The sequence below is a fragment of the Marinobacter sp. genome (assembly GCF_040904845.1).
Lineage (GTDB): Bacteria > Pseudomonadota > Gammaproteobacteria > Pseudomonadales > Oleiphilaceae > Marinobacter.
The window spans coordinates 1-25,024 of sequence record NZ_JBBDSR010000071.1 but is presented as its reverse complement, the minus strand read 5'-3'; the positions used below and the strand labels follow the sequence as shown (position 1 = coordinate 25,024).

The window sequence follows — 25,024 nt, the reverse complement described above, 5'->3', positions numbered from 1 at the left end:
GCAATAAACGGGTGGTTGGCCCGCGGGCTATGGTTGTGCAGAGCGTGCGCGACCAGCTCTTTGCCGGTTCCGCTCTCGCCGTTGATCAACACCGTGATGTTGGAATGGGACAGCCGCCCGATCGCCCTGAACACTTCCTGCATGGCTGGCGCTTCACCAATAATCTCGGTATTGCGCTGGGTGCTTTCGGGCTGCGGTTCGGAGGTGGCCCGGCGCTCGTGGCTGTGGGCCACCGCGCGCTTGACCAGGGCGACGGCGTCGTCCACATCAAACGGTTTGGGCAGGTATTCAAACGCGCCGGTCTGGTAACTGGTGACTGCGCTCTCGAGGTCGGAATGCGCGGTCATGATGATAACGGGCAGGTCCGGGTGCCCCTCAACAATCTGGGAAAGCAGGGTAATACCATCGACACCCGGCATGCGAATGTCGCTGATGATGGCATCGGGCTGCTCGTGTTCCAACCGCATCATGATGCTCTCACCGCTTTCAAAAACCCGCGGCTGCATACCGGCCTGATTGAGGGCGCGCTCGAGCACCCAACGAATACTGCGGTCGTCGTCTATGATCCAGACGTTTGCCGATTGGCTCATTAGTTGTCCTCCAGGGGCAGGAAGATGATGAAGTCGGTTTTGCCGGGCTCGCTTTCGCATTCAACCAGCCCGTGGTGTTGTCCGATGATGCTCTGGGTGATGGACAGGCCAAGGCCCGTGCCACTGGCCCGGCCGCTGATCATGGGGTAGAAAATGTTCTGCAGCAGGTCCGGGGGAATGCCGGGGCCGTTATCGATGACGTCCACACGGCACACCAGGCGATGGCGCTTGTGGCCAATAGTGAACTGTCGCAGTGCGCGGGTGCGAAGCATGATAGTCGGCGGCTCGCCCTCGGCGTGTTCGGACTGGTTCTCGAAAGCCGCTTCCATGGCATTGCGGGCAATGTTGAGGAAGGCCTGAATCAGTTGCTCTTTGTCGCCCTCGAATTCAGGCAGGCTGGGGTCGTAATCGCGCCGAAACTGCAGCCGCCCTCGGCTTTCCGCTTCCAGCAGGGTTTTTACCCGCTCCAGCACCTCGTGCACATTGGTGGGTGCCAGCTTTAATGCTTTGTTCGGCCCCAGCATGCGGTCAACCAGCGAGCGCAGCCGGTCGGCCTCATCAATGATCACCTGGGTGTATTCGCGCTGGCCCTCGTCATTCAGTTCGCGGTCCAGCAACTGGGCTGCCCCGCGAATGCCCCCCAGTGGGTTTTTGATCTCGTGGGCCATGCCGCGCACCAGAATACGGGTAGTTTCCTGCTGGGAAATGATGTCTTCTTCGCGGCTGATGCGCAGTAACCGGTCACGGGGCTGAATTTCAATGAGTAGCTCTGTCGGGTCCAGGCTGACCGGAGATACGGAATAGTCCACCGTGAGCCGGGTGCCGCTGGCAAGCACGAATTCGGCTTCCCGGCGGGTGTAGGAATGGCCATTCTGGGAAGCCGCGTGAAGGGTGGTCAGGGCATCTTCGGAGTCTATTAACAGGTCCCGGACCGGCAGCCCCTGGCTGCGGGTTACGCTGGTTTCGAACAGGCTTTCTGCGGCTGGATTCAGATATTGAATGCGCAGGTTTCCCTCCAGCACCAGAATGGCGGTGGTCAGGCTATCCAGAATGTTTTTGTAGCCAGAGGCTTGGGGCTGTGGGGTTGCCATTGAGCGTGCCGTTGAAGGTGCCATGCTGCTGTCTCGATCAATTGGGATCACTGCGTCCTTCCCGGTTCTGCAAAAAGTGAACCAATTTCGGTTTTCGGCTAAGTTTGTGTGCCCGCTATACGGGCACGAGGCTATGGAGGCGTCTGCTGATGCAATGACGTAGTGCATGTTGACCGGGGCAAGCCCGTAAAGGCCGGACCGAATGCCCCGTTGCTGATCAGAGTATGGCGTTTTTATGGTGCATGCGCACTAAAATGGTGCGCATGAAGTGGGTGGGCGGCTTAGTTGTTGACGGAGGGGCGGTGAACGGTAAAGGAAATGGTGTCGCCGGATTTCACCTGAACACCGTTTTGGTCAACGATATTAACGCCTGCGTCGTGGCTGCCACGGAACACGTTACGCACGGTCACCGTGTCGGATTCGGTCTGGCCGACAGGCTGGCCATCAAGCGTTACTTCGTAGCGGTGTCCGTCCTGAAGTGTCGGTTCGCTGGTAACGCGAAACGCGACGTCACCGCTACCGCTGTGAAAGGCTTCATCGTTATCGGGAGAGAGGATGCTGACGCTGTCATACGCCGCGCCTTCCTCTTCGACCCGCTTTAGAAGCCGCTCGGGCTCCTCTACATCTTCCGGTTTGGGCAGTGTCACGGTGGTGACAGGCTTTACCCTGACTTCCTCGGCGCCGTCTGAGGGCTCGTCGGAAAAGGTCACATTGCCCTGGGCGTCGACATTGCGGTAGACCTCCGCCTGCGCCAAAGGGGTGCTGAAGATGAGAAAGCCAGCCAGAATACCGAACCATCCGTTCATGTCGCAGACCTGTAATGAGGGTATCCCCCGATTATCAATGGCGGGCGGGACGTTTTCAACAACCTTGCAGGCTCAAAGGGTTACATATCGTTAAGAGCAACAGAGGTGTGTCAACGCTCACAAAAAAGCCCCGCCGAAGCGGGGCTCTCTTTTAGCGATACAACCTGCTTTTAGCAAGACCTGCTCTTAGCAAGAATAGTAAAGCTCGAACTCAACCGGGTGAGTGGTCATGTTGATGCGCTCAACTTCGCCACGCTTCAGCTCGACATAGCCTGAGATCATGTCCTCGGTGAATACACCACCGCGGGTCAGGAACTCGTGATCTTCTTCCAGGCAATCCAGAGCTTCCGCCAGGGTTTCAGCAACCTTGGGAATGTTCAGAGCCTCTTCTTTCGGCAGGTCGTACAGATCCTTGTCCATGGCGTCGCCTGGGTGAATCTTGTTCTGGATGCCGTCGAGGCCAGCCATCATCAGCGCTGCGAATGCCAGGTACGGGTTGGCAGCCGGGTCAGGGAAGCGCACTTCGATGCGGCGCGCTTTCGGGCTGTTCACGTACGGGATACGGATAGACGCAGAACGGTTACGGGCGGAGTAGGCCAGCATAACCGGTGCTTCGTAGCCCGGCACCAGGCGCTTGTAGCTGTTGGTGGCCGGGTTGGTGAAGGCGTTGATGGCCTTGGCGTGCTTGATGATACCGCCGATGTAGTACAGAGCCGATTCGCTCAGGCCGGCATAGCTGTCACCCGCGAACAGGTTCTTGCCGTCTTTGCTCAGGGACATGTGCACGTGCATACCGGAGCCGTTGTCACCGACAACCGGCTTGGGCATGAAAGTGGCCGTCTTGCCATACGCGTGTGCCACGTTATGTGTGCAGTACTTGAGGATCTGAACTTCGTCTGCTTTTCTGGTCAGGTTGGCCGGGCCAACACCGATTTCACACTGGCCGGCGGTGCCGACTTCGTGGTGGTGCACTTCGATTTCCAGGCCCATGGATTCCATGGCCGCGCACATGGCACCGCGCAGATCGTGCAGGCTGTCTACCGGCGGTACCGGGAAGTAGCCGCCTTTAACGCCCGGGCGGTGGCCGATGTTGTTGCGATCGAAATCTTCGCCGGAAACCCAGGCCGCTTCTTCGGAATAGAGCTCATACATGGAGCCCTGCATGTCGGTTTTCCACTTGACGGAATCGAATACGAAGAACTCCGGCTCCGGGCCGAACAGGGCACCGTCGGCAATGCCGGTGGACTTGAGGTATTCTTCAGCACGACGCGCAACGGAGCGCGGATCACGCTCGTAGCCCTGCATGGTGGAAGGCTCGACGATGTCGCAGGTAATGTTCAGCGTGGTTTCTTCGGTGAACGGGTCCAGAACGGCGCTGCTGTCGTCCGGCATCAGAATCATGTCGGATTCGTTGATGCCTTTCCAGCCAGAAATGGATGACCCATCGAACATTTTGCCGTCGCTGAAGAAGTCGTCGTTTACTTCGGTGGCGGGCAGAGTCACGTGCTGCTCTTTACCGCGGCTGTCCGTGAAACGGAGGTCAATCCATTTCACTTCGTGTTCTTTGATCAAATCAACTGTCTTGGACATTGTGCATGCTCCATCGTGTTTCCCGCTGTGCGGGTGAATTCATGTTCGTTATGCCGGATCGCTCAGCGATGCTGACTCCGATCTGTTTTGAGGTGGAGGCAGCTTACCAAAAGCTGAGGCGTCTTACCTGCAAAAATCGGCTGACAGAGGTAAAGCAATTGCCTTGCCAATTTGGTGGATGTGCGCCAGAACGGCGCAACAGCACTACCTCGGGGCTTTTTTAGCGCGCCGCGGATGTTGCTATCCCCGATTTTGCACCCTATTGGTGCGTCATAATGGTGCATTCGCTGCTGTTATGCCCTAAATTGGTGCATCTGGATTGAGTTTCGAATAGGCGTTTTTCTTCATATTAACGGCACCGACTTTTCGATATACTGCGCGCCGCTTCATTTATACCCTGCTGTTTTTCGGATGCCAAATCGGAAAAGACGTTGCAGGGAAGCTTCGTACATGCCGCAGGACTATTTTTGTGATTGAAAAACTTCGTAATATCGCCATTATCGCCCACGTCGACCATGGCAAGACCACGCTGGTCGACCAGTTGTTGCGCCAGTCTGGCACGTTGGACCGTAAAGAGCTCGAAAGCGAGCGCGTCATGGACTCCAATGACCAGGAAAAGGAACGGGGTATCACTATCCTGGCCAAAAACACGGCGCTGAAATGGCACGACTACGACATCAACATCGTTGACACTCCGGGGCACGCGGACTTCGGTGGCGAGGTTGAGCGGGTAATGAGCATGGTTGATTGCGTGCTGCTGGTGGTTGATTCCATCGATGGCCCCATGCCGCAAACGCGCTTTGTCACCCAGAAAGCTTTTGACGCCGGCCTGCACCCGATTGTCGTCGTCAACAAGATTGACCGCCCCGGTGCCCGTCCTGATTGGGTAGTCGACCAGGTTTTCGACCTGTTTGACAACCTCGGTGCCACCGATGAGCAGCTGGACTTCCCGATTGTGTTTGCCAGTGCCCTGAACGGCATTGCCGGCATGGACCACGAGAAGCTCGACGACAACATGGACGCGGTATTCCAGGCCATCGTCGATCACGTGCCTGCACCGAACGTTGATCGCGATGGTCCGTTCCAGATGCAGATCTCCCAGCTCGACTACAACAGTTTCCTGGGTGTCATCGGCATTGGCCGCATCAGGCGCGGCAAGATCAAAACCAATTCCCCGGTGACGGCGATTGGTGCCGATGGCAAGAAGCGTCAGGGCCGTATTCTCAAGATCATGGGGCACTCCGGTCTGCAGCGTGTCGAGGTCGACCAAGCTCATGCGGGTGATATCATTTGTGTCAGTGGTATGGATGAATTGTTCATCTCTGACACCCTGTGTGACCAGTCCAATGTGGAAGCATTACCACCGCTGACCGTGGATGAGCCGACCGTTTCCATGACCTTCCAGGTCAACGACTCTCCGTTCTGCGGCAAAGAAGGCAAGTTTGTCACCAGCCGCAATATTAAAGAGCGTCTGGAGAAAGAACTGCTTCACAACGTGGCCCTGCGTGTTGAAGAAGGTGAGTCTGCGGATAAGTTCAAAGTGTCCGGGCGTGGTGAGCTTCACCTGTCGGTACTGATTGAGAACATGCGCCGGGAAAATTTCGAGCTGGCCGTTGGCCGCCCGGAAGTGGTGATCAAGGAAGTCGACGGCGTGAAGCAGGAGCCGTACGAAAACGTCATCATCGACATTGAAGAGCAGCACCAGGGCGCTTTGATGGACCAGATGGGTTTGCGCAAGGGCGAGCTGACCAACATGGTTCCGGATGGCAAGGGCCGTATGCGCCTTGAGTACACCATTCCAGCACGGGGTCTGATCGGTTTCCGTAACGCCTTCCTGACCATGACGTCCGGTTCAGGCATTCTGACGTCCACCTTCAGCCATTACGGCCCAATCAAGAGCGGCGACATGACCGCCCGGCAGAATGGCGTACTGGTGTCGATGGCCACCGGCGCGGCGCTGACCTACTCGCTGGAGACCCTGCAGAGCCGCGGCAAGCTGTTCCTGGACCCCGGTCAGGAGATCTATGAAGGCCAGCTGTGCGGTATTCACAGTCGTGACAACGATCTGGTGATTAACCCGACCAAAGGCAAGAAGCTCGATAACATGCGCGCTTCCGGCAAGGACGAGGTCATCGCCTTGGTGCCGCCGATCAAGTTTACCCTTGAGCAGGCGCTGGAATTCATCGATGGAGATGAATTGGTAGAAGTGACGCCCAAGTCTGTTCGTCTGCGCAAGAAACACCTGACTGAAAATGAGCGCAAGCGCGCCCACAAGAAGTAAACCTGCAGTACCGAGAACAAAGGGGCGGAGCCAATATGGCCGCCCCTTTTTTCGTTCACATCAGCTAAACTCCGGTTACCACTTTCTTTCCGGAGCCCCCCCATGCTCACGCTTTATCCCGAGATCAAGCCCAACGTCCAGCACCGGATTGCTGTTGATCCGCCTCATGATCTGTATGTCGAGGAGAGTGGTAATCCGGATGGCCTGCCGGTATTGGTGGTTCATGGCGGACCCGGCGGAGGATGCGAGGATTACCATCGTCGCTTTTTCGATGCAGAGCGTTATCGAATCATCCTGATGGACCAGCGCGGGGCCGGGCGTTCAACACCGCTGGCGGAGCTGGAGGGCAACAGCACCGACCGGCTGGTGTCTGACATGGAGGCGGTGCGCAGCTTTCTGGGGATTGACTGTTGGCTATTGTTCGGTGGCAGTTGGGGTTCAACACTCAGCCTTGTGTATGCCCAGGCGTATCCGGGTCGGGTTATGGGGCTGGTTCTGCGGGGGATTTTTTTGTGCCGCCCCAAAGATATTCACTGGTTTTACCAGGAAGGGGCCAGCCGGATTTTTCCGGATTACTGGGAAGATTTCCTCGCGCCGATCCCCGAAGAGGAAAGGGGTAATCTGGTTGCTGCTTATTACAGGCGGCTGACCAGTCATAATGATCTGGAGCAAATTCAAGCCGCCAAGGCCTGGTCGATCTGGGAAGGCCGCTGCGCTACGCTCCATCCCAACCCCCGCGTGGTAGAGCACTTCGGCCATCCACACGTTGCCATCGCGCTGGCGAGGATTGAATGCCATTACTTTATGAATCAGGCATTTTTACAGCCGGACCAGATTCTCCGTGATGCAGGCAGGCTGGCAGGCATACCGGGCGTCATCATACATGGCCGTTACGATATGGTGTGCCCTCTGGATAACGCGCTGGCGCTGGCTTCTGCCTGGCCCGAGGCGGAGCTGAGGATCATCCGGGATGCCGGTCATTCCGCCTCAGAGCCTGCCATTGTGGATGCCCTGATTCGTGGCGTAGAAGAAGTCATGTCCGGGGCGAATGGGACTTTGGCCTAAATTACACGATCAGGGGTTGCCGTCCGCCGGCCCCATGGATACACTCTTGCGCATTGTTAATGGTCCTTCCGCAGGGAGTTAGATGAAAGGGCTTATCCAGCGCGTCTCCAGTGCCAGTGTTTCTGTTAATAGCCAGGTTATTGCTGAAATCCCCACAGGGCTTTTGGTGCTGTTAGGTGTTGAGCGAAATGACACCCCGGAGCAGGTAAAGGCACTGGCCAGAAAGCTAGTCAATTACCGCGTTTTCCCCGATAACCAGGACCGGATGAACCGTAGCCTGCTGGATATCGGCGGCTCTCTCCTTGTGGTTCCCCAGTTTACTTTAGCAGCGGACACCGGCTCCGGTACCCGGCCGGGATTTTCGTCGGCTGCGCCGCCCGCGATGGCTGAAAGCCTGTTTCAGGAATTTTTCGACCTGGTGGGCCAGATGCTGGGTCGTGGCCGAGTGGGCAGCGGGCGGTTTGGGGCGGACATGCAGGTGTCGCTGGTGAACGATGGGCCGGTCACGTTTATGCTTGAGGTGGGAGCCAGTTCCTGAATTCGTAGCCATCCTGCACCATAATTGCGCGCGATCGTAATGTGTGGCCCCGATTGGTGCGCCGGGTGGGTCATTCAGGCGCTTAGGATAAAAATGTGATGGGTGAAAGACCTTTCACATTGCTGATATTGAACAATAATCAAGATTCTGGCCTCGGATTTGAATCGTGTCCGGTGGAATGGAAAGCGAACGTTAAAAATTTGCAAAATGGTACAGGTTGTATTAAAACGGCTTGGTCACGTAGTGCATTAACTTAATCATCTAAGTGGTTGAGCTGCAAAGACACGGCTAAGGTCGGGTCAATGAGGCATGGAGAAAACGTTATCCCTTTGTCATCAAACTGACATGGTGGCAACACAAAATAAGGCTCTGACCAGCCAAGCTGGTGGACGTCTCAAGAACGGGATTTGAACCCGTCGCTAAAACCTGAGTTAACTCAATAAAGGAAAACGCAACATGAAAAAAACGCTCATCGCATCCGCAGTTGCAGCCGCAACTTTCTCCGGCGCAGCGCTGGCTCAAGAAAGCAATCTGCCGACTGTTTACGGTAACATTCAGTTGGCAGTGGCTCATGACAGCGTTGATGGTGGCCCGTCATCACTAAACCATTTTGATAACGGCTCCACTCTCGGTGTTCTGCACGACCATGAAATCGCCCCGGGCACTGAGGGCTTTTTCAAGGCTGAACTGCACTTTGATGCAGACGATAACAACGGTGAGAACGACGGTATCTATGAGATCGACGAGGCATACGTCGGTGTGCGCGGCGATAACTTCGGCCAGATTTGGGTAGGTAAAGATGACTCTACCTACGAAACTGCTGTCACCGAAATCTCTGAGTTCTTTGAGGTTGCAGTACTCAACATTGGTGTCGACTACACCACCGGTGAGGGCGACCTGATTCAATACCGTTCTCCATCTTTCGGCGGTCTGACGCTGGGCGCTGGCGTTCAAATTAACGGCGACGTCGAGAACGCTGACAAGTCCTATCCGTATCAGCTGGCGGCTATCTACAACGTTGATGCCCTGGAACTGGCCGTTGCGGTCGACTCCAACGACAATGGCGATAACGACGGTGAAAATACATACGGCCTGCGTGCCAGTTACGACATGGACGCTCTGCGCCTGACTGGTGAGTTCCACACCCGTAAAGACGTTGGGGACGTTTATGGAGTAATGGGTGTTTACACCCTTGGTGCCAACCAGTTTGCGCTGGCTTATGAGCATGCGAAGGCAGATAACGCAGCAGACACTAAGCGCGATACAGTCACGCTGCAGGCTCTGCACAATGTCTCCGATAACCTGTATGTGTACGTTGAAGGTTATCTGGGTGGCGGCGACGACATCTACGGTTATGACTTTGAAGTGGGCGATGATGTCGGTGGTAACACCCCCGTTTCCGACGAACGCTCGATTGCTGCAGTTGGCGCTACCTACTACTTCTGATCCGCTAACCAGCTAGTCAGAAAGTAAACTGAAAAACCGGCGACCTTCGGGTCGCCGGTTTTTTTATGTATGCTTTAAAAAATACTATCAGGAGGGTTCATGGCCGAAGAGCTGGAAATCAAACTCAGTGTATCCGCTGATCATCAGCAAGCCGCTGTCGCGTGGTTGTTGGGCCGGGCCGAGGCTTCCGACGGTGCCTGCAAACGCCTGGCCAACCGCTATTACGATACGCCGTCAGGTGAGCTTAACCGCCAGCGAGTGGCGCTGCGTGTCCGGCAGGCTGGGGGCCAGAACATACAGACCCTGAAAACCCAGGGCGAGTTTGTCGATGGCGCGCACCGCCGGCAGGAGTGGGAATGGCCTCTGATGGGAACCGAGCTGAACATTGGTCTCGTGGCGGATACCCCGGTAGGGCAGGGTGTTAACCTGGCGGAATTGAAGCCGGTTTTCGAAACCAACTTCGAACGTCAGGTGATCATGATTAACGAAGGGGATACGGCCATTGAAGTGGCGGTGGATACCGGCAGTATCGTCGCGGGAAGCCGTGAGCGACCACTCCATGAGATTGAGTTTGAACTGAAATCCGGTGATCCGTCCCGTCTCGTGCGTTGGGCCCGCGCACTGGCGGCGCAGGTACCGGTGTTTCTCAATCTCGTCAGCAAGGCGGAGCAGGGGTACTATCTTGCCGGAATTCATCAACCCCACGCTGTTACAGGGTCAAGCCCGCTATCGGTGCCCGAGTTCCTGCATCAATTGAGTGTGTACTGGCTCCTTGAGTCTCCGGTAAATTTCCCCGGCCCGGCGCTGGAAAACCTGCGGCAGGCTGCTGCACAAGCGGGCGTGGAGGGGCGCTGGCAAAAGCTGGAATCTGAAATTCTTGGCGGTCACACCGTCCAGGGGCTCATCGATAATGTTCCGCGCCTGGGTGAGCTCCAGCTAGTTCTGGCTTCCTCCAACTGAGTGCACTTATTGGCGGCTAGCCGCGTAAACCTGCCATTTGCCTGATGGTGACGCTTTGGTGAGGCGAGTTTCAGGCTCCGTTTGCTTTGCTCTCTGCCTGGGCCTGGCTTTCGTGCCACCTCTCCAGAAACGCCCGGTATCGTTCAAGCGCTTCCTCGACCACTTCGACGGTCGGGGTGTCCTTTGATTTAACGAGTACAATCAATCCCTTGCCTTCTATTTCCTTATCCGTCGGCGGGTGGCAGACAACTTCGTCATCGTTATCAATGTAGGCCAGTGCCGTGCCGATGCCGTGGCGCACCAGTGCGCTGACGATGTCTGCCCAATTCAGATCGTCCAGTTTGAGGTCGTAGCGGTGGGGGTGGTCGTTCTCGTAGTTGAACATATCCTCCAGCACCTTTTCCGAACCGGGTGCCACTATGGCGCGAACCATGATTTCGGGGTAGGTGCGGACCGGGCGGATGATGGTGCGTACCCCAACGGCTTTGAAGCGCTCTCTATTACGGTCGCTCACACACTCTACGGTGGCGCGGTGGCCAAGATTGGACTCGGTCAGCCTGTGTGCAATATCAAAGGTCAGGCTGTCGGAGGCCGGATCCGACTCATCGGAGGCGAGCACCACAATGTGTCGGGCGCTGCCAGCATGAACGGCTTTCAGAGCCTCCGGATCGCTGCCGGTACCGTGGAAATGGACCAGCCCCACATCCGCCAGTTCAGGAGGAAGGCCGGTGGGGAATTGTCGGGTCAGCAGGATGATCGGAACGGTTTCGTACCCTGGAACGGAGCGAACCTGCGACGCAAAGCGCATGAAATACTGATCCCCGCCATTCTGGGGGGTATTGATGATCACGATATGGTCTTTCATTTTGTATACCCATCGTCCGGTTACGATACGTTCCCGGCGGTAAAACCGGTATTCAATAAAATCACTGACAATCAGGGTTAACAGCGTAATCGCGCTGATAAACATGATGGCAACGGTACTGAGCCGGCCAATGGCGGTCTGCGGGGCAAAATCCCCATAGCCCACCGTCACCAGGGTGGTCATGGTCAGCCAGACGGACTCTGCCAGCGTGAGGTCTTCTGCCCACCAGATCAGCAGTACCTGGAACACCAGAAGCCCGCCCAGAATGGTGAACAGGCGTTTTATGCGTGAGCGGATAATGCCCGACATCGGAAGATGCGCAAGCTGGTGTTCAGTATTGAGCGGGCGACGGTTTCTGAGCATTAACGGCCTGGACGGTTCAGTCGGGTGACGGTTCGTTATACAGTACGGGAAATATAACAGAGATACAGGGGTTTGCATTATGTCCGAGGCGTGGAGCGATCTTCCGACGATACTGGCCGAAGATGTTGAGGCTGGCTGGGATTCGGTGTTTACCCACGAGGCCCAGGGCTGGATGACCCCGCAGGCGGGACTGGCTGCGGAAGATGTGGCCGGTGCCGTGGCACGGAGCGTGTTTCTGAAGCAGACGCTGGAGCGCCACCCTGAGCAGATTCAGGCTCTGGTGGCGGCCCGGTCGCTGCGTGATCCCACCACGCCGGAATTTCTGCACCAACGCTGGCAGGATTATCTACAAGAGGTCTCTGACGAGCCATCCCTGCACCGGGCATTGCGGCTGTTTCGCCGCGAGAGCCAGTTCCGGATCATCTGGCGTGACCTGATGCGGTGGGCGGACCTGCATGAAACCATCGCCGCCACCAGCGGCTTCGCTGATACCTGCATTCAGGGCGCGCTTGACTGGCTTCACCGGGACAGCTGTGAGCAGTCCGGGACGCCCTGGGGCACGGACCCGGTCACCGGGGAAGAGTGCCCGCAAAAGATGGTGGTGCTGGGCATGGGTAAGCTTGGGGGGCGGGAGCTCAACGTCTCGTCCGACATTGATCTGATTTTTGCTTTCCCCGGTAAGGGCGAAACCCGGGGTGGTCGGCGATCCCTGGATAACCAGCAGTTTTTCATTCGCCTGGGGCAGCGGCTGATCCAGGCACTGGACCAGATCACCGCAGACGGGTTTGTGTTCCGCGTCGATATGCGCCTGCGGCCTTACGGGCAGAGCGGTGCGCTGGTGCTCAGTTTTGCCGCACTGGAGAACTATTATCAGGACCAGGGCCGCGACTGGGAGCGTTACGCCATGGTCAAGGCGCGAGTGGTTGCCGGCGACGAGCGCGCGGGGCAGGTGCTGATGGATAGCCTCCGGCCATTTGTCTATCGCAAGTACGTGGATTTCAGCGCCTTTGAATCGTTGCGCAGCATGAAAGCGATGATCGGCCGGGAAGTTCGGCGCAAAGGCCTGGAAACCAACATCAAGCTTGGCAGCGGCGGCATTCGCGAGATCGAATTCGTGGTGCAGGCGTTCCAACTGATTCGCGGTGGCCGGGACCGGGAATTGCAACAGCGGGAACTGCTGGCGGTGCTGAAAGAGCTGGAGGCCCTGGAGTTGTTGCCGTCGCCAGTGGTGAGGGAGCTGCGAGACGCCTATGTGTTTCTCCGCAATCTTGAACATGCGTTGCAGGGCATGGAAGACAAGCAAACCCAGATACTGCCGGAGGACGAACTGAGCCAGGCCCGGGTTGCCCTGGTTATGGGCTTTGACGGCTGGGAAGATTGCCTGCAAGCCCTGAGCGAGCATCGTGATCGGGTGGCGCGCCATTTCGCCGACATTATTGCAACCGAGGAAGACGAGCACGATTCGGCCTCCCTCGACGAGGGCTGGCACGAGCTCTGGCTGTCTGAAATGGAGGGTGAGGCTGCTATCCAATGGTTGGATGAGCACGGCTATGAAGACCCGGCAGGCAGCATCGGCCTGTTGGGCGACCTGCGCGAGAGCCGTACGGTTCAGGTGATACAGACTCAGGGTCGTAAACGGCTGAATCAGTTCATGCCGGTTCTGTTGGAGGCGCTGACGCAGGTGGAATCGCCCTCCCAGACCCTCGGCCGGGTTCTGCAGCTGGTGGAAGCCATCCTCCGGCGCACGGCCTACATGGTGCTGTTACTGGAGAACCCCGGGGCTCGCACGCAGTTGGTCAAGCTGTGCAGTGAAAGCCCGTGGATCGCGAAGCAGCTGGCCGACACGCCGTTGCTGCTTGATGAGCTGCTCAACGCAGAAAACCTGTACCACCCGCCCGCCAAAGAAGCACTGCAGGACGACCTGCGCCAGCAGATGCTGCGGATTCCGTTTGAAGACCTCGAAGAACAGATGGAATCGCTGCGGCACTTCAAGAAAGCCCATATCCTCCGGGTGGCGGCCTCAGAGCTCAAAGGCACCTTGCCATTGATGAAGGTCAGCGATTACCTGACCTGGATCGCCGAAGTGGTGCTGGATCATGTGGTGGACGTGGCGTTCGCGAACCTGGTCAGCCGGCACGGTTATCCGCGCCGGGCTGATGGCTCGGCCTGCGATACCGATTTTGTCATCCTCGGTTACGGCAAGCTGGGCGGCGTAGAGCTGGGTTACACCTCGGATCTTGATCTGGTGTTTGTTCACAATGCGGACCCAGAGCAGGCTACCGACGGCGACAGGCCCATCGACAACGCCGTGTTCTACACCCGGCTGGGGCAGCGCATTGTGCATATTCTCAGTACCCAGACGCCGTCCGGTCAGCTCTATGAGGTGGATATGCGGCTGCGGCCCTCGGGCAGTTCGGGGCTGCTGGTCAGTACGCTCCAGGCGTTCGAGAAGTATCAGCGCAACGATGCCTGGACCTGGGAGCACCAGGCACTGGCGCGGGCGCGGGGTGTCGCCGGCTGCACCGGCACGCTTGCGGAGTTTGAATCCCTGCGCCACGACCTGCTGTGTCAGAAGCGGGACCGTGACACCTTGCGGGGTGAGGTCACTAACATGCGTGAAAAAATGCGCACCAGCCTGGGCACACCGGAAGCGAACCAGTCGAAAACCTTTCACATCAAACACGACCACGGCGGCATTATTGATATTGAGTTCTTGGTGCAGTATTTGATGTTGGCCCACAGTTGCGACCACCCGGAGCTGACCCAGTGGTCCGATAATATTCGCCAGCTGGAAGAGCTGGGTCGCGCGGGCGTGGTGGCGGTAGAGGACGCGGATAAGCTGCGTGAGGTCTACATCACCCTGCGCTCGACCATCCACCGGCGGGCTTTGCAGAATCTCAACAGCCAGGTGGAGGGCGATGCCTTTCCAGACGAGCGGGCGTATATCAGCAGCCTGTGGGAAAAGGTGATGCTGGCATAGCCGGCGGCATTTACGTTCGGTGGAAATTTCCTGCTAGAATGCCGTTTCCCTGAAAAAGCTTGTATGGAGCAGAAACAATGTCGATGGCTGATCGCGATGGCCTGATCTGGATGGACGGTGAAATGGTTCCCTGGCGGGATGCCAAAACTCACGTGCTGACCCACACCCTGCATTATGGCCTGGGTTGTTTCGAAGGCGTGCGTGCGTACAACACCGCCAATGGCCCGGCGATTTTCCGCCTGAAGGAACACACGGATCGTCTGTTCCGTTCTGCCCATATCCTGAACATGAAGATGCCGTTCACCAAGGAACAGCTGAACGACGCCCAGTGCGCGGCAGTTCGCGACAACAACCTGGATGAAGCCTACATTCGCCCGATGGCGTTTCTCGGCTCCGAAGGCATGGGCCTGCGCGCCGACAATCTGAAGGTGCACGTCATGGTGGCCGCCTGGAGCTGGCCGTCGTACATGTCGCCGGAGGCAAAGGAACTGGGCATCAAGGTGCGCACCTCTTCCTACACGCGGCACCACGTCAACATCACCATGTGTAAGGCGAAGGCCAACGGCAACTACATCAACTCCATGCTGGCGTTGAACGAAGCCATCGCCAGTGGTTGTGAAGAAGCGTTGTTGCTGGATAACGAAGGTTACGTGGCGGAAGGTTCTGGCGAGAACATCTTTGTTCTGCGTGACGGTGTGCTGCACACTCCGGAACTGACGTCCTGTCTGGAAGGCATTACCCGCGCCACGATTCTTGAGTTCGCCCGCGAGCTGAACATTCCGGTGAAAGAGCGCCGTATTACCCGCGACGAAGTCTACATCGCCGACGAGGCATTCTTCACAGGCACCGCCGCTGAAGTGCTGCCCATTCGTGAGCTGGATGGCCGCGTGATTGGCGAAGGCAAGCGTGGCCCGGTTACCGAGAAGCTGCAGGCCATGTATTTTGATGCCGTGAAAGGCAAGAGTGACGCGCATTCACACTGGCTGACAAAGGTTAGATAGACCCCGTATGGGGAATTCCTATATCCGCCATGTCGGGCCAGCTGGCGGTTATCTGGTGGCCCGCTCTTTTCATCGCCAGTTTATGGAGGCCTGGTTTGAACCCGGCTTCTGGGGCGAGCGTGCTGTTCCGGTCACACACGGCGGCCGCGGTTCTGCCTGGTTTTTGCAGCTTGAATCCGGGGATCTTGTTCTTCGACATTTTTGCCGCGGAGGGGTTCCAGGGCGTGTAATTCATCGTGGATACTTCTACACCCGTGCCGATGCCGTAAGGTCGTTCGCCGAATTCCGCCTGCTTGATACCCTCAGGAAGATGGATCTTCCAGTGCCGGAACCGGTTGCGGCGGGTTACCGGTGCCGTGGTCCAATCTTTTATCACGCCTCTATCATTATCCGCCGAATTCCGGGTGCCAAACCACTTTCCCGGTTTGCCAGTAACGCCAACATAGGTGTCTGGAAGGATGCTGGTGCCTGTGTGCGCCGCTTTCATGATGCTGGCGTATTTCATGCCGATCTGAATGTTATGAATATTCTGGTGAGTGATCAGGTGTACCTGATTGATTTTGACCGGGGGAGGGTGATGCAGTCCGGCCGTAGCGGTCGTTGGAAAGCATCCAACATTGCTCGGCTTGAGCGTTCCGTGAACAAGAGCCTGGCGGATCTGGATGCAGGGCTGCGAGACCAACTGTGGCAAGCTTTTCTGGCAGGCTACCGGCCTGAGTAATCAGTAGATCGGTTTTTCTCCCGGTGCAGTACGGCGGAAACGTTTGTATTCCCATTGGTACTGTGCCGGAACATCAGCAATGCACTGCTCTACCGAGCGGTTCAGGGCAGTCAACGATTCGGTCATGTCGCCCGATACCATTCCCTGATCAGCCTCCCGGATAACGATCTTGAAGCCCTGGGCATGGGGAAGCCTCTGTGCGTATGTGATCAAAGGTTTTGCCCCGGTTTTCTGAATGAGCTTTGAGGCCAGTGTCATAGTGATGGTCGGGATTCTGAAAAACGGCGCAAATTCGCCGCCTTCACGTCTCGGAGCCTGGTCAGGCAAGATACCAACAACGCCGCCCTCCCTGAGAATGCTGAAAAGACGCATTATTCCTCGCCGGTCTGTCGCCACCAGCTCGGAGCCGCTGCGGCCACGAACCTTCTTCATGTAGTCTTCGAACCCCGGCTGGTTAGGCGGGCTGTAAAGCGCTGCCATTTTGTATCGGGACGCAAAAAAAAGGCCGATAAGTTCCCAGTTTCCGAGGTGTGGTGCGAGCAACAGCAGCCCACGGCTACCGGCCTGATAGTCCTCAAGAAGATGCTCGCCCTCAATTTCGCGGATCAGTCCAAGGCACCGTTCAATGGGCCACTCCCACATTAAAGGAAGTTCGAGCGCTGTGGCGGCAGTCTCCTGCATGCTTTTGCGTCCAAGTGTTTCGGCCTCCTGGTCACTTAGGTCCGGGTAGCACGCCCGCAGGTTTTTGCGAGTTGTGTCCACAGAGCGGCCATCCAGTCGCCATGCCAGGTTGCCCAGAAAACGCCCCAGACGCTGGGCATTTCTCAGACTAAGGAACGACAACAGATGAAAAGCCAGCTTGATGAACGTACGGGTCACAATAGTATCCAGCAAGGAGTGTACGGGGCGAAAAAAGTACCATTGTCGCTATGGGCGTACAAGTTGTGCTGTAGTTCGTTTGGGGCGGTTTGACTGTTTTTGCGCCGTCTGCGTGATAGAATTCCGCAACTTTTTACAGAGCATATCAGGCAACAATCTTATGTGGGATCAGATAAAACTGGCGTTTTTCCGGTTCGCGGCAGGCGGCTGGTTGCCTGCCCGGTGGTTCGAACCGGATCTGCCGCCTGAAGCTGAGCGTGCTTCGCGAACCGGCCACCTGAGGCTCGAAGTCGTCAGCCATTGCTGGAATTATTCTCACTTCCTTGTCTATCAGTTGAGTTCTCTGGTCCTGTTTCCTCCAAAAAAGCTGGATATCACCATGACGGTGTTTTACAGCCCGGAAGATGAGAGAACCTCGGACCTCCTGGCCTATTTTGGTCACCAGCTTGTGCCCGGAGTGACCTGGAACTGGCAGCCGATTTCCCGGCAAGAGCTGTTCCGCAGAGGGATCGGCCGAAATCGCGCGGCACTGGCTACGCAAGCCGACTGGGTCTGGTTTACCGATTGTGATGTGATGTTCCGGGAAAACTGTCTCGATACCCTGGCTGATGTCTTGCAGGGCCGTCGCGATGTGTTGCTTTTCCCAGAGGAGGAGCGAACGACGGATTTATTGGCTGAAGACAATCCGATGCTTCAGGCCGGAGCCGATCAGTCTCGGGTTCTCGATATCGATGCAACCTCTTTCACTACCCGGAAAATCAAAAAGGCGACGGGTCCTTTGCAAATAGCCCACGGTGATGTTTGTCGCGCTGTCGGTTATTGCCGCAGTATCTCACTGTATCAGAAGCCGGCGGAGAGCTTTGCCAAGTGCCATGAAGACCGTGCTTTTCGCTGGTTGCTGCGCAGTCAGGGCGAACCGGTGGCGGTGCCCGGCGTTTACCGCATACGGCATATCGTCAAGGGGCGTTATACTGGGAGCGAAACCCGGAGCAAGCTCAGGACCTGGTTGCGGGTCTGGCAGTCTCGGTTGCGGGACTGGCTGCAGAGTTGAAAAATTAATTCCCCCTTCAATGAGTGCCATGTTCTATGAGTAGTGACCAGCAAGCAATCAATGAAAATCGAGGCGCGATTCCCTTCTCCAGGCGTGTTGAGCGGAAAATGCCTCTGCTGCTGGCCATCTGGTTGTTTCTCTCTGTTTTAGGGCCGCATCAGGAGCTGTACAAAGTATTTTTTCACGGGGTTGTAATCCCGGCAGTTCTTGTGCTGCTTTTTTCCCGCCGCTTGGTTTCTATTCGCAGGGATCCGTTGTTTTGGGTATCGATAGCTTTTTTCAGTTATGCGGCAATTACTACGTTTATCATTGGACTGGGGCCAATTAATGGGCATTTGAGGGCGCTTCGGTGGGCTATTGAAGCAAGCTTCTGTTTACTGGCGCTCTGGGCGTGGATGCCGGATGTAGCAAGGCGAGCGTACTGGTGGGCGCGCTATCTTCTCTTCATTACACTTGCGGCATCAGTTGCAGCGATTATAAAGTTTGTGATTTTTGAAAACATGCAGGGTCGCCTGTCAGGGCTTGGCGGGTTACATAACCCAATTCATACCGGTGGGGTTTTGCTCACCTACCTGGCTATTGGCCACTTTGTACTACTCCGTGGAGAAAAGGCCTTGATCACCGAAAGAGATCGATGGCTACTGTTGTTTGCCACTCTTGGTGTCGGGTTGGCGGTTCTTTTTTCAGAAAGCCGCGGACCAATCGGCGCGCTTCTTATTTACGGTCTGTTTATAGGGTGTTTGCAACTGGTCACCCGGCCCAGTTTCAAGTTTGTGATTTGGACGTTAGTCGGAGTCGCCGGGGTCGTTGGGGTGGTTTCAGGACTACACGGAGCTGACAATTATCTTGGTCAGTTGCTGGACAGAGGGTCGTCTTACCGCCTTGAAATATGGCGCGGTTACATAGACTACCCTCCGGATTCCTGGTGGTTGGGGTTCGGCCTGGGTACAGAGAAATGGTATGTGCCAGCTGTTGAAGCTTATTGGAAACCAAATGATGTACCGGTTGGTCATCCACATAGCGTTTTTATCGGGACTTTGGTTGAGACAGGTATTATTGGCTCGATATTTTTGTCGTTCATGGTGGGGTTATTGGTTTTGTCCATTATGGTTTTCGCAGGTACTTCCCTAGATAAGCTGCGTCTGTTCGGGATACTAGGGTTGATCTGTATCCTGAGTTTTACCACTGGGCAAGGGGTGATTTCTTCAATTAAAACCTTTTGGTTAACTTTATGGTTTCCAGTTATTTTTATTTGGTTCTGGACCAGAATTTCAGATAAAAAAGATGATGAGTTATTTGGAGAAAAGGTCGGGTGACTTGCAGTGTTTTGGGGAATTCAGGTTCATTAGACTCAGTGTTTGACTCTCATTTCTAAGAAGATGCTTATGATCGTTTGCCATAAATACAAGTTTATTTTTCTCAAGACCAGCAAAACAGCTGGTTCATCAATAGAAATGGCTCTTTCCAGATTCTGTGGGCCTGACGATATTATAACGCCCCTTTCTGAAGAAGAAGATGCACTTCGTGTCAAGCAAGGCGGGGTGGCTCCTCAAAACTACCTCGAATATCCCTTTAGATATAAACCATCCCAGCTTTGGAAGTTTATCAGCCGGGGAAAATCTTTGCGTCGTTTTTACAACCACATTCCGGCCCGAAAACTAAAGCGGCGACTAGGAAAGGATATTTGGGACAGTTATTACAAGTTCTGTGTAGTGAGGGATCCATGGGATCGAACTATTTCCCAGTATTATTGGCGGTTGAGGAACGAAGATCAACCAATGTCGATTGATAAGTTCTTGGATTCCCGGCACATCGATTCGCTCATTCGGAAAGGAATCGGAGTTTATACAATTGACGGTAAGATTGTGGTAGACAAAATTTGTAGGTATGAAAACCTTGAGCAACATCTCGAAGAGGTGAGAAATGAACTGGGATTGCCTGAGCCCATTTCTTTGCCGCAGGCCAAGGCAACGTTTCGCAAGGACAAACGACATTATTCTGAGGTACTTAGCGAACATCAAAAAGAAAAGATCAGGGTGATTTTCAGCGATGAGATCAAGTTGCTGGGTTACGAATATTGACTCAGCGACGGCAGACGTCGGGGCGTGTTCGTTTTTAAATAAAGCAGGGGGTTCCATGAATGAAAGGCTGCTATTTTGTGTTTTTTCTTTTAACCGGGGGCGATTTCTTGAACACTGTGTGAGCACTATCGAAGAGTGTGTGCCAAATGCGGAAATAGCAATTTTCGATGACGATAGTTTTGACGAGTACACCCTTGATGCGCTCAAGACTTTGTCTGAACGCCATACGGTACTGCAGCCGGGCAATCAGTCCACCCATAAACTTGGCGGGCTATACGGCAACATGCAGTCTGCACTTGAGTTCGCCGCCGATCAAAGGCTCGTGTGTTTTCTTCAGGACGACATGCAGGTTGTCCGGCCTTTGGACAAGCAGGAAATTGACGCCTTTGATCGTTGTTTCGAAGATAACCCTCGACTTGCTTTTCTTCATCCTTGTTTCCTGAAAGGGATCAATCGCGAGAGGGACGGATCAACTCTGAGCTTTGATGGAGAGTTGAGCGCATACCGAAGGACAGGAACCGGCCAGAGTGCAGGGCAATACTTTTCAGCAATCCTGATTACTCGACCCTCTCGCTTGCTGGAGCAGAGCTGGGAATTCGGTCGCTCAGAGCCGGTCAATGATCGTCAGGCAAAGCAGTATTTCGATCGCATTGGGCATTTGTTTTCTCCGTTTGCCATGTGGTTGCCGGAGGTTCCCACATATCGGGGCAAGCGCAAAACTCTCGCGCTTCGCCTTGCTGAGAAGCGTCGCGGATGCGGCTTTTTTCCATACAAGTTGTTCGACGAGCAGGAGGCGAAAAGTTTTAGGGAGCGCTCTCCTGAAGTGCTTCCCATCGCCGAAGATTTCCTGGTTTGTACAAATCGTCGATTGGAGAAGCCGTGGGGCTACTACCCTATGCAGGGAAGTCGTTGGCTAAAAAAATTGAACAGTCTGGAATTGGCTCTCAGACGGATTTTCTGAAGCTCTAAAGAACTAAAATCTCAACTTATAGTAAAGAGGTATCTTTATGCGGGTATTCGTACTGACCACCGGACGTGCCGCCTCCAAGACTTTTGCAAATGCCTGTCAACTTTTGGATGGCATGTCCGTAGGTCATGAAACCAAGGCTGGGCACGTATCTGATCGACTATCCTTCCCCTATAATCACTTGGAAGTCGATAATCGTCTTGTGTGGTTCCTCGGCGGAATTGCAGAGCGTTATTCGGATGACCATACTTTTTATGTCTATCTTACAAGAGCACCGAAAAAAGTTGCCGAAAGCTATCTGAAGCGTTGGCACATAAAGGTTTCTGGCGTTAGGGCTTTTTACCATGGGATATTGATGTACTCCGACAAGCCAGAAGTCGCAACGGCAAGGCAAAGCTGTCGTTTGTTTGTGGATACGATCAACGAGAATATACGGTATTTCTTGAAAGGCCGAGCCAACTGGTGTGAGGTTAGGGTAGAGCACCTGCACAACGACTTCTTTGCCTTTATGGATCAGGCCGGTTTAGAAGGTGACCGGGAAGAGATAGCCAAAGTGTTGGGAAGTGTCAATAACGCTAACAAGACAAAGTACGACAAGGTTACCCCTTTGAAACGCATTGCCAACAGATTTTCTGATCGCAGGTTGAACCTTTGACCTACGGGGAGTTTCTGATGATTGTTTCGCACAAGCACCGCTTTATTTTCTTAGAATGAGCAAGACCGCCAGGAACCTCTGAGGAAATTGCTTTGTCCCGCTTCTGTGGCTCCGCGGACATTGTAACCCGGGTATCGGATGAAGATGAGGCCATTAGATTGCAAAGGTATAACCGTGAGGCTAGTCTTCATCCAGCCAGCTACATCCAATACAGTCCGGCGGACTGGTACCGTTTGTTAAAGGACAGAAAGCGTAAGCAGTACTATTACAATCATATTCCGGCCCGGAAGCTGAAGTCCAGGCTGTAGGCTGATGTCTGGGACGATTATTACAGGTTTTGTATTGTCCGAAATCCTTGGGATCGGGTGATTTCACAATATCATTGGTGCTATAGGTCGGTGCCTGAGCGTCAACGGCCTAGTTTCGAAAAGTTTCTGGATTCGCGGCACGTGCGGTCCTTTCAGAGAAAAGGATTTAAACTCTACACGATTGGTTGCAAGCTCGCCGTCCACAGGATTTGTTGGCACGAAAATCTTGCTCAGGACCTTGAGGAAGTGCGTCGTCACCTGGGACTTCCAGAGCCTCTGGAACTTCCTGTAGCTAAAGGAGGCCACAGAAAAGACAAGCGGCTATTGGGAAATTCTGACGAAGAGGGAGCGTGACAAGATCGCAGAGATTCTTCAAGACGAAATCCAGCTAACAGGTTATCGTTTTTGACGACTCTCAGAATTATGCCGGATTCCCCAGTTGCTCGATTCCATGATCCGTGCGGGTAACCTTCTGCTTCTTGGAGTTCACCCGCAGAGCTTTGTTAGCAGCTACCAATTCCGGATCCTTGTAACCGCGTTTATGGTCGAGGTGAATCACGATCGCGTTGTAGCGCACGTGCTTGGGCTTAACGCCCGAGTTCATAAGGCGTACCCCGAACTCTCTGTCCAGGCCACCCCAGGGCATCCGCTCGTCGAAACCGTTCACCGCCATAATGTCCTTTAGCCATGCTGAGCCGTTTGACCCCTTGAAATTACAAGCAGTTGGCGTGAGTGCATTGAAAATTCGTGCCTTAAGAGGCGTTGCTGTAAGTTTGCTATTCTTGTAACTCGGCCTGAGTCCGTTCGCCTTTAGCCATTTAAGGTCAAAGCAGTGACCATTGATTATGTCGTCCTTGCTGATGGTCTTACTGGTGCTCATGGGCAGCTTATGATATCCGCCAGAAAGGTACCGTTTAGGCTCCGCTTCCTTTTCATGCACTTCAAGGAAGTCTCGACGGGGTATACAGTCGCCATCCGTGAATACAACGTAGTCGGACGCTACCTCCAGAATAGACTTGTTAAGAATTCGGCATTTACGGAATCCTTTGTCCTCTTGCCAAACATGCTTGATCGTCATCCGGGTTGCTTCGCGGATGCGATCAATGACCTCGAGGGTTTCTTCCGTTGAGCCGTCGTCACCAATAATGAGCTCGAAATTTGCGTGGGTCTGAACGCTATATCCCCAAAGCACTTTCTCTAGCCATTCTGGAGAGTTATACGTGGTCATGATCACGGAAAGTTTCATGTAAACAGTCCTGTATAAAATTTTTTGAACCGTGGTCAGGCTGGTAATTCACGAGAGTATTCAAAGAGTTCGAAGTCCTTGTGGAACAGTTCCTGCACCATTCCGACCGTGTCCTCGTTGTAGTATTCTTGAAGCTTCTTGCCGGCTCCAGTGGCGTTGGCCTTGAATGTTTTTATCGACTCCGCGCCCGGTCTGCCTGAAATTTTTGCCCGGATATGGTTCAGGTCAGAGTCCAGTGACTCCACTTTGCCGAAAAAGTCGAAATCATCGAAGGGCAAAAGCAGTAACGAATGCTGGGGTGCCCAATGTGCGTTGCTGTATAGCTTTCCGTTCGCGAGGCCTTGAAGAAAATCAAAAAAATTCGACTCTCGCTGGGCATTCCGATCCCGTCGCTCTACTTTATCAAGATAAGCGGACAGCGTGCGGGTAAATGGGTTCCGTACAACCGCGAAGCGAAACATTATATCAACTTTATCCACTTCTGAGCGGCTAAGCTGAGACGGTACCGTAAAGCGTTTCTTTGCGAGCTTAGAGGGAACGTCCTCACCAAAGCTCAAACGAGCCAGGTTTTCCACGATCGTCGAGTTAGCTGCTTTTGGAATCCGGTTGCAGAAAAAACCGAGGCGGGTGTCGATACAGCCCCGGGCGTCCGCACTGTTGATGGAAATGCCACTGCGATAGGGATAACGCCGGTAAAACGGTGTGAAGGGAATTGTTAGCCGGTTCCGAGTTATTTTTTGAAAGAAATTATTCATAAAATTTCGATAGTTCCCGAAGAATCTCTGCTGTAATGATGGGGTTTAATCTATAGTCTTTTGCCGGCTTCATTTCATAGTCGAGTGCGTCAACTGAGCCGGAAGGATAGCTTACCAGCATCATGTCGTTCAGCAGTAGAGCATAATCCATATAACTATGAGCAATGCTCCATTGTCGCTTCGGGGGCATAAACAGCCCCTTACCTGTTGCATAATAGTTTGACGGCGTGGCACTGCAACCCAGTGTGCCTTTCATAAGCGTCGGGGCCATTTCAAAATGTTCGGTCCGGTAATTAATGCGCCGTGCAGTCTGCCCTGGCCAGTGTACCATCATGGGCACCCGCAACTGGTACTGGCCGAAGTTGCTGCCATGACCCCAGTAGTTCATGCCGTATTCGTTAAACTCCTGCCCGTGATCCCCGGTGATTACCACGATGGTGCTGTCGAGCAAATCCCTGGCCCGTAGATCATCCAGAACCCGGTCAACTTGGTTGTCCACGAAGTGCAATGTGGATTTGTAGTTGTTCTTGATCAGCTCCGGATTGAAGTTTTGATCGAGTGCCAGCTTGTTGACTGATTTCCAGTAGGGCTGGAATTTGACCGGATAGTCCTCTGGCACCCGGTGGCCGTGGGGCGTGTCGTAGAATAAAAATCCGAAGAAGGGTTGTTCTGGATTTCGCTCGGAGTGCGTAAATGCGAGCCAGTCATCGGTAATCCGGACATCGCGGTCCCAGGGCGCTTCCCCTGGCGTTTTGAGGCGCAGATCGGGGATGGATGAAAACGCA

22 protein-coding genes and 1 pseudogene are annotated in these 25,024 nt (G+C 54.6%); 14 read left to right on the top strand and 9 right to left on the bottom strand.

Going from position 1 to position 25,024, the window contains the following annotated elements:
• From WD429_RS09750 to glnA, 4 genes are all read right to left on the bottom strand, one after another.
• Positions 1-590, bottom strand: a 590-nt coding sequence (locus WD429_RS09750; RefSeq protein WP_368421985.1) for a response regulator, incomplete at its 3' end; no start/stop codon positions are given.
• Positions 590-1,681 carry a nitrogen regulation protein NR(II) gene (glnL, locus tag WD429_RS09745; protein WP_368421984.1) on the bottom strand — a complete coding sequence of 364 codons (1,092 nt, stop codon included), beginning with the start codon at positions 1,679-1,681 and terminating at the stop codon, positions 590-592. The genes glnL and WD429_RS09750, both read right to left, overlap by 1 nt.
• A 281-nt stretch (positions 1,682-1,962) precedes the next feature.
• A complete protein-coding gene (locus WD429_RS09740) occupies positions 1,963-2,487 on the bottom strand; it encodes a DUF4124 domain-containing protein (RefSeq protein ID WP_368421983.1) in 525 nt (174 codons plus the stop codon).
• Positions 2,488-2,673: 186 nt separating this feature from the next.
• Positions 2,674-4,077, bottom strand: a complete 1,404-nt coding sequence (glnA, locus tag WD429_RS09735) for a glutamate--ammonia ligase (RefSeq protein ID WP_368421982.1) — start codon at positions 4,075-4,077, stop codon at positions 2,674-2,676.
• 469 nt (positions 4,078-4,546) lie between these two features.
• Here glnA and typA point away from each other — a divergent pair, with 469 nt between their 5' ends.
• The 5 genes from typA (at position 4,547) to WD429_RS09710 (ending at position 10,367) form a co-directional block, all read left to right on the top strand.
• Positions 4,547-6,358 carry a translational GTPase TypA gene (gene typA, locus WD429_RS09730; RefSeq protein WP_368421981.1) on the top strand — a complete coding sequence of 604 codons (1,812 nt, stop codon included), beginning with the start codon at positions 4,547-4,549 and terminating at the stop codon, positions 6,356-6,358.
• Between the two features lie 102 nt (positions 6,359-6,460).
• Entirely contained in the window at positions 6,461-7,423 is a 963-nt protein-coding gene (gene pip / locus WD429_RS09725; RefSeq protein WP_368421980.1) for a prolyl aminopeptidase, read from the top strand.
• Positions 7,424-7,505: 82 nt separating this feature from the next.
• Positions 7,506-7,961, top strand: coding sequence for a D-aminoacyl-tRNA deacylase (gene dtd, locus WD429_RS09720; protein WP_368421979.1), 456 nt, complete (start codon positions 7,506-7,508; stop codon positions 7,959-7,961).
• Between the two features lie 456 nt (positions 7,962-8,417).
• Positions 8,418-9,407, top strand: a complete 990-nt coding sequence (locus WD429_RS09715; protein WP_368421978.1) for a porin — start codon at positions 8,418-8,420, stop codon at positions 9,405-9,407.
• Positions 9,408-9,506: 99 nt separating this feature from the next.
• Positions 9,507-10,367: a CYTH domain-containing protein gene (locus WD429_RS09710; RefSeq protein ID WP_368421977.1), complete on the top strand. Its 861-nt coding sequence runs from the start codon at positions 9,507-9,509 to the stop codon at positions 10,365-10,367.
• A 70-nt stretch (positions 10,368-10,437) separates the two neighbouring features.
• Here the strand turns inward: WD429_RS09710 and WD429_RS09705 are convergent, their stop codons facing one another.
• Positions 10,438-11,595: a potassium channel family protein gene (locus WD429_RS09705; RefSeq protein ID WP_368421976.1), complete on the bottom strand. Its 1,158-nt coding sequence runs from the start codon at positions 11,593-11,595 to the stop codon at positions 10,438-10,440.
• 79 nt (positions 11,596-11,674) lie between these two features.
• On the opposite strand from WD429_RS09705, the gene glnE reads away from it, so the two are divergent.
• From glnE to WD429_RS09690, 3 genes are all read left to right on the top strand, one after another.
• Entirely contained in the window at positions 11,675-14,575 is a 2,901-nt protein-coding gene (gene glnE, locus WD429_RS09700; RefSeq protein WP_368421975.1) for a bifunctional [glutamate--ammonia ligase]-adenylyl-L-tyrosine phosphorylase/[glutamate--ammonia-ligase] adenylyltransferase, read from the top strand.
• 77 nt (positions 14,576-14,652) lie between these two features.
• The gene (locus tag WD429_RS09695; protein WP_368421974.1) at positions 14,653-15,576 is read left to right on the top strand and encodes a branched-chain amino acid transaminase; all 924 of its coding nucleotides are present in this window, start codon (positions 14,653-14,655) and stop codon (positions 15,574-15,576) included.
• Between the two features lie 7 nt (positions 15,577-15,583).
• Positions 15,584-16,297, top strand: coding sequence for a 3-deoxy-D-manno-octulosonic acid kinase (locus WD429_RS09690; protein ID WP_368421973.1), 714 nt, complete (start codon positions 15,584-15,586; stop codon positions 16,295-16,297).
• Here the strand turns inward: WD429_RS09690 and WD429_RS09685 are convergent, their stop codons facing one another.
• Positions 16,298-17,176 (bottom strand): lysophospholipid acyltransferase family protein, encoded by an 879-nt coding sequence (locus WD429_RS09685; RefSeq protein WP_368421972.1) that lies wholly within the window; start codon positions 17,174-17,176, stop codon positions 16,298-16,300. It lies immediately after the preceding gene.
• 160 nt (positions 17,177-17,336) lie between these two features.
• Here WD429_RS09685 and WD429_RS09680 point away from each other — a divergent pair, with 160 nt between their 5' ends.
• From WD429_RS09680 to WD429_RS09655, 6 genes and pseudogenes are all read left to right on the top strand, one after another.
• Entirely contained in the window at positions 17,337-18,227 is an 891-nt protein-coding gene (locus tag WD429_RS09680; RefSeq protein ID WP_368421971.1) for a hypothetical protein, read from the top strand.
• Positions 18,228-18,262: 35 nt separating this feature from the next.
• Positions 18,263-19,543, top strand: coding sequence for an O-antigen ligase family protein (locus WD429_RS09675; protein WP_368421970.1), 1,281 nt, complete (start codon positions 18,263-18,265; stop codon positions 19,541-19,543).
• A 69-nt stretch (positions 19,544-19,612) separates the two neighbouring features.
• A complete protein-coding gene (locus WD429_RS09670) occupies positions 19,613-20,308 on the top strand; it encodes a sulfotransferase family 2 domain-containing protein (protein WP_368421969.1) in 696 nt (231 codons plus the stop codon).
• Positions 20,309-20,363: 55 nt separating this feature from the next.
• Positions 20,364-21,269: a glycosyltransferase family A protein gene (locus WD429_RS09665; protein WP_368421968.1), complete on the top strand. Its 906-nt coding sequence runs from the start codon at positions 20,364-20,366 to the stop codon at positions 21,267-21,269.
• 46 nt (positions 21,270-21,315) lie between these two features.
• The gene (locus WD429_RS09660) at positions 21,316-21,930 is read left to right on the top strand and encodes a hypothetical protein (RefSeq protein WP_368421967.1); all 615 of its coding nucleotides are present in this window, start codon (positions 21,316-21,318) and stop codon (positions 21,928-21,930) included.
• Positions 21,931-22,262: 332 nt separating this feature from the next.
• Positions 22,263-22,592 (top strand): annotated as a pseudogene (locus WD429_RS09655) (sulfotransferase family 2 domain-containing protein); the annotation flags it as partial.
• Between the two features lie 67 nt (positions 22,593-22,659).
• On the opposite strand, the gene WD429_RS09650 reads toward WD429_RS09655, so the two are convergent.
• The 3 genes from WD429_RS09650 to WD429_RS09640 form a co-directional block, all read right to left on the bottom strand.
• The gene (locus tag WD429_RS09650; protein WP_368421966.1) at positions 22,660-23,484 is read right to left on the bottom strand and encodes a glycosyltransferase family 2 protein; all 825 of its coding nucleotides are present in this window, start codon (positions 23,482-23,484) and stop codon (positions 22,660-22,662) included.
• Positions 23,485-23,519: 35 nt separating this feature from the next.
• Complete coding sequence (locus WD429_RS09645) at positions 23,520-24,239, bottom strand: sulfotransferase family protein (RefSeq protein WP_368421965.1); 720 nt, start codon at positions 24,237-24,239, stop codon at positions 23,520-23,522.
• Positions 24,232-25,024: sulfatase-like hydrolase/transferase (locus tag WD429_RS09640; protein ID WP_368421964.1), on the bottom strand; the 793-nt coding region annotated here is incomplete at its 5' end. The genes WD429_RS09645 and WD429_RS09640, both read right to left, overlap by 8 nt.

Bases quoted from the DNA above. Each gene is read 5' to 3' on its own strand.
- WD429_RS09650 (WP_368421966.1), bottom strand. From the start codon at position 23,484: ATGAAACTTTCCGTGATCATGACCACGTATAACTCTCCAGAATGGCTA.
- WD429_RS09680 (WP_368421971.1), top strand. From the start codon at position 17,337: ATGTGGGATCAGATAAAACTGGCGTTTTTCCGGTTCGCGGCAGGCGGC.
- pip (WP_368421980.1), top strand. From the start codon at position 6,461: ATGCTCACGCTTTATCCCGAGATCAAGCCCAACGTCCAGCACCGGATT.
- WD429_RS09645 (WP_368421965.1), bottom strand. From the start codon at position 24,239: ATGAATAATTTCTTTCAAAAAATAACTCGGAACCGGCTAACAATTCCC.
- WD429_RS09705 (WP_368421976.1), bottom strand. From the start codon at position 11,595: ATGCTCAGAAACCGTCGCCCGCTCAATACTGAACACCAGCTTGCGCAT.
- WD429_RS09695 (WP_368421974.1), top strand. From the start codon at position 14,653: ATGTCGATGGCTGATCGCGATGGCCTGATCTGGATGGACGGTGAAATG.
- WD429_RS09675 (WP_368421970.1), top strand. From the start codon at position 18,263: ATGAGTAGTGACCAGCAAGCAATCAATGAAAATCGAGGCGCGATTCCC.
- WD429_RS09665 (WP_368421968.1), top strand. From the start codon at position 20,364: ATGAATGAAAGGCTGCTATTTTGTGTTTTTTCTTTTAACCGGGGGCGA.
- WD429_RS09660 (WP_368421967.1), top strand. From the start codon at position 21,316: ATGCGGGTATTCGTACTGACCACCGGACGTGCCGCCTCCAAGACTTTT.
- WD429_RS09670 (WP_368421969.1), top strand. From the start codon at position 19,613: ATGATCGTTTGCCATAAATACAAGTTTATTTTTCTCAAGACCAGCAAA.
- glnL (WP_368421984.1), bottom strand. From the start codon at position 1,681: ATGGCAACCCCACAGCCCCAAGCCTCTGGCTACAAAAACATTCTGGAT.
- WD429_RS09740 (WP_368421983.1), bottom strand. From the start codon at position 2,487: ATGAACGGATGGTTCGGTATTCTGGCTGGCTTTCTCATCTTCAGCACC.
- WD429_RS09715 (WP_368421978.1), top strand. From the start codon at position 8,418: ATGAAAAAAACGCTCATCGCATCCGCAGTTGCAGCCGCAACTTTCTCC.
- dtd (WP_368421979.1), top strand. From the start codon at position 7,506: ATGAAAGGGCTTATCCAGCGCGTCTCCAGTGCCAGTGTTTCTGTTAAT.
- glnA (WP_368421982.1), bottom strand. From the start codon at position 4,077: ATGTCCAAGACAGTTGATTTGATCAAAGAACACGAAGTGAAATGGATT.
- WD429_RS09690 (WP_368421973.1), top strand. From the start codon at position 15,584: ATGGGGAATTCCTATATCCGCCATGTCGGGCCAGCTGGCGGTTATCTG.
- WD429_RS09710 (WP_368421977.1), top strand. From the start codon at position 9,507: ATGGCCGAAGAGCTGGAAATCAAACTCAGTGTATCCGCTGATCATCAG.
- glnE (WP_368421975.1), top strand. From the start codon at position 11,675: ATGTCCGAGGCGTGGAGCGATCTTCCGACGATACTGGCCGAAGATGTT.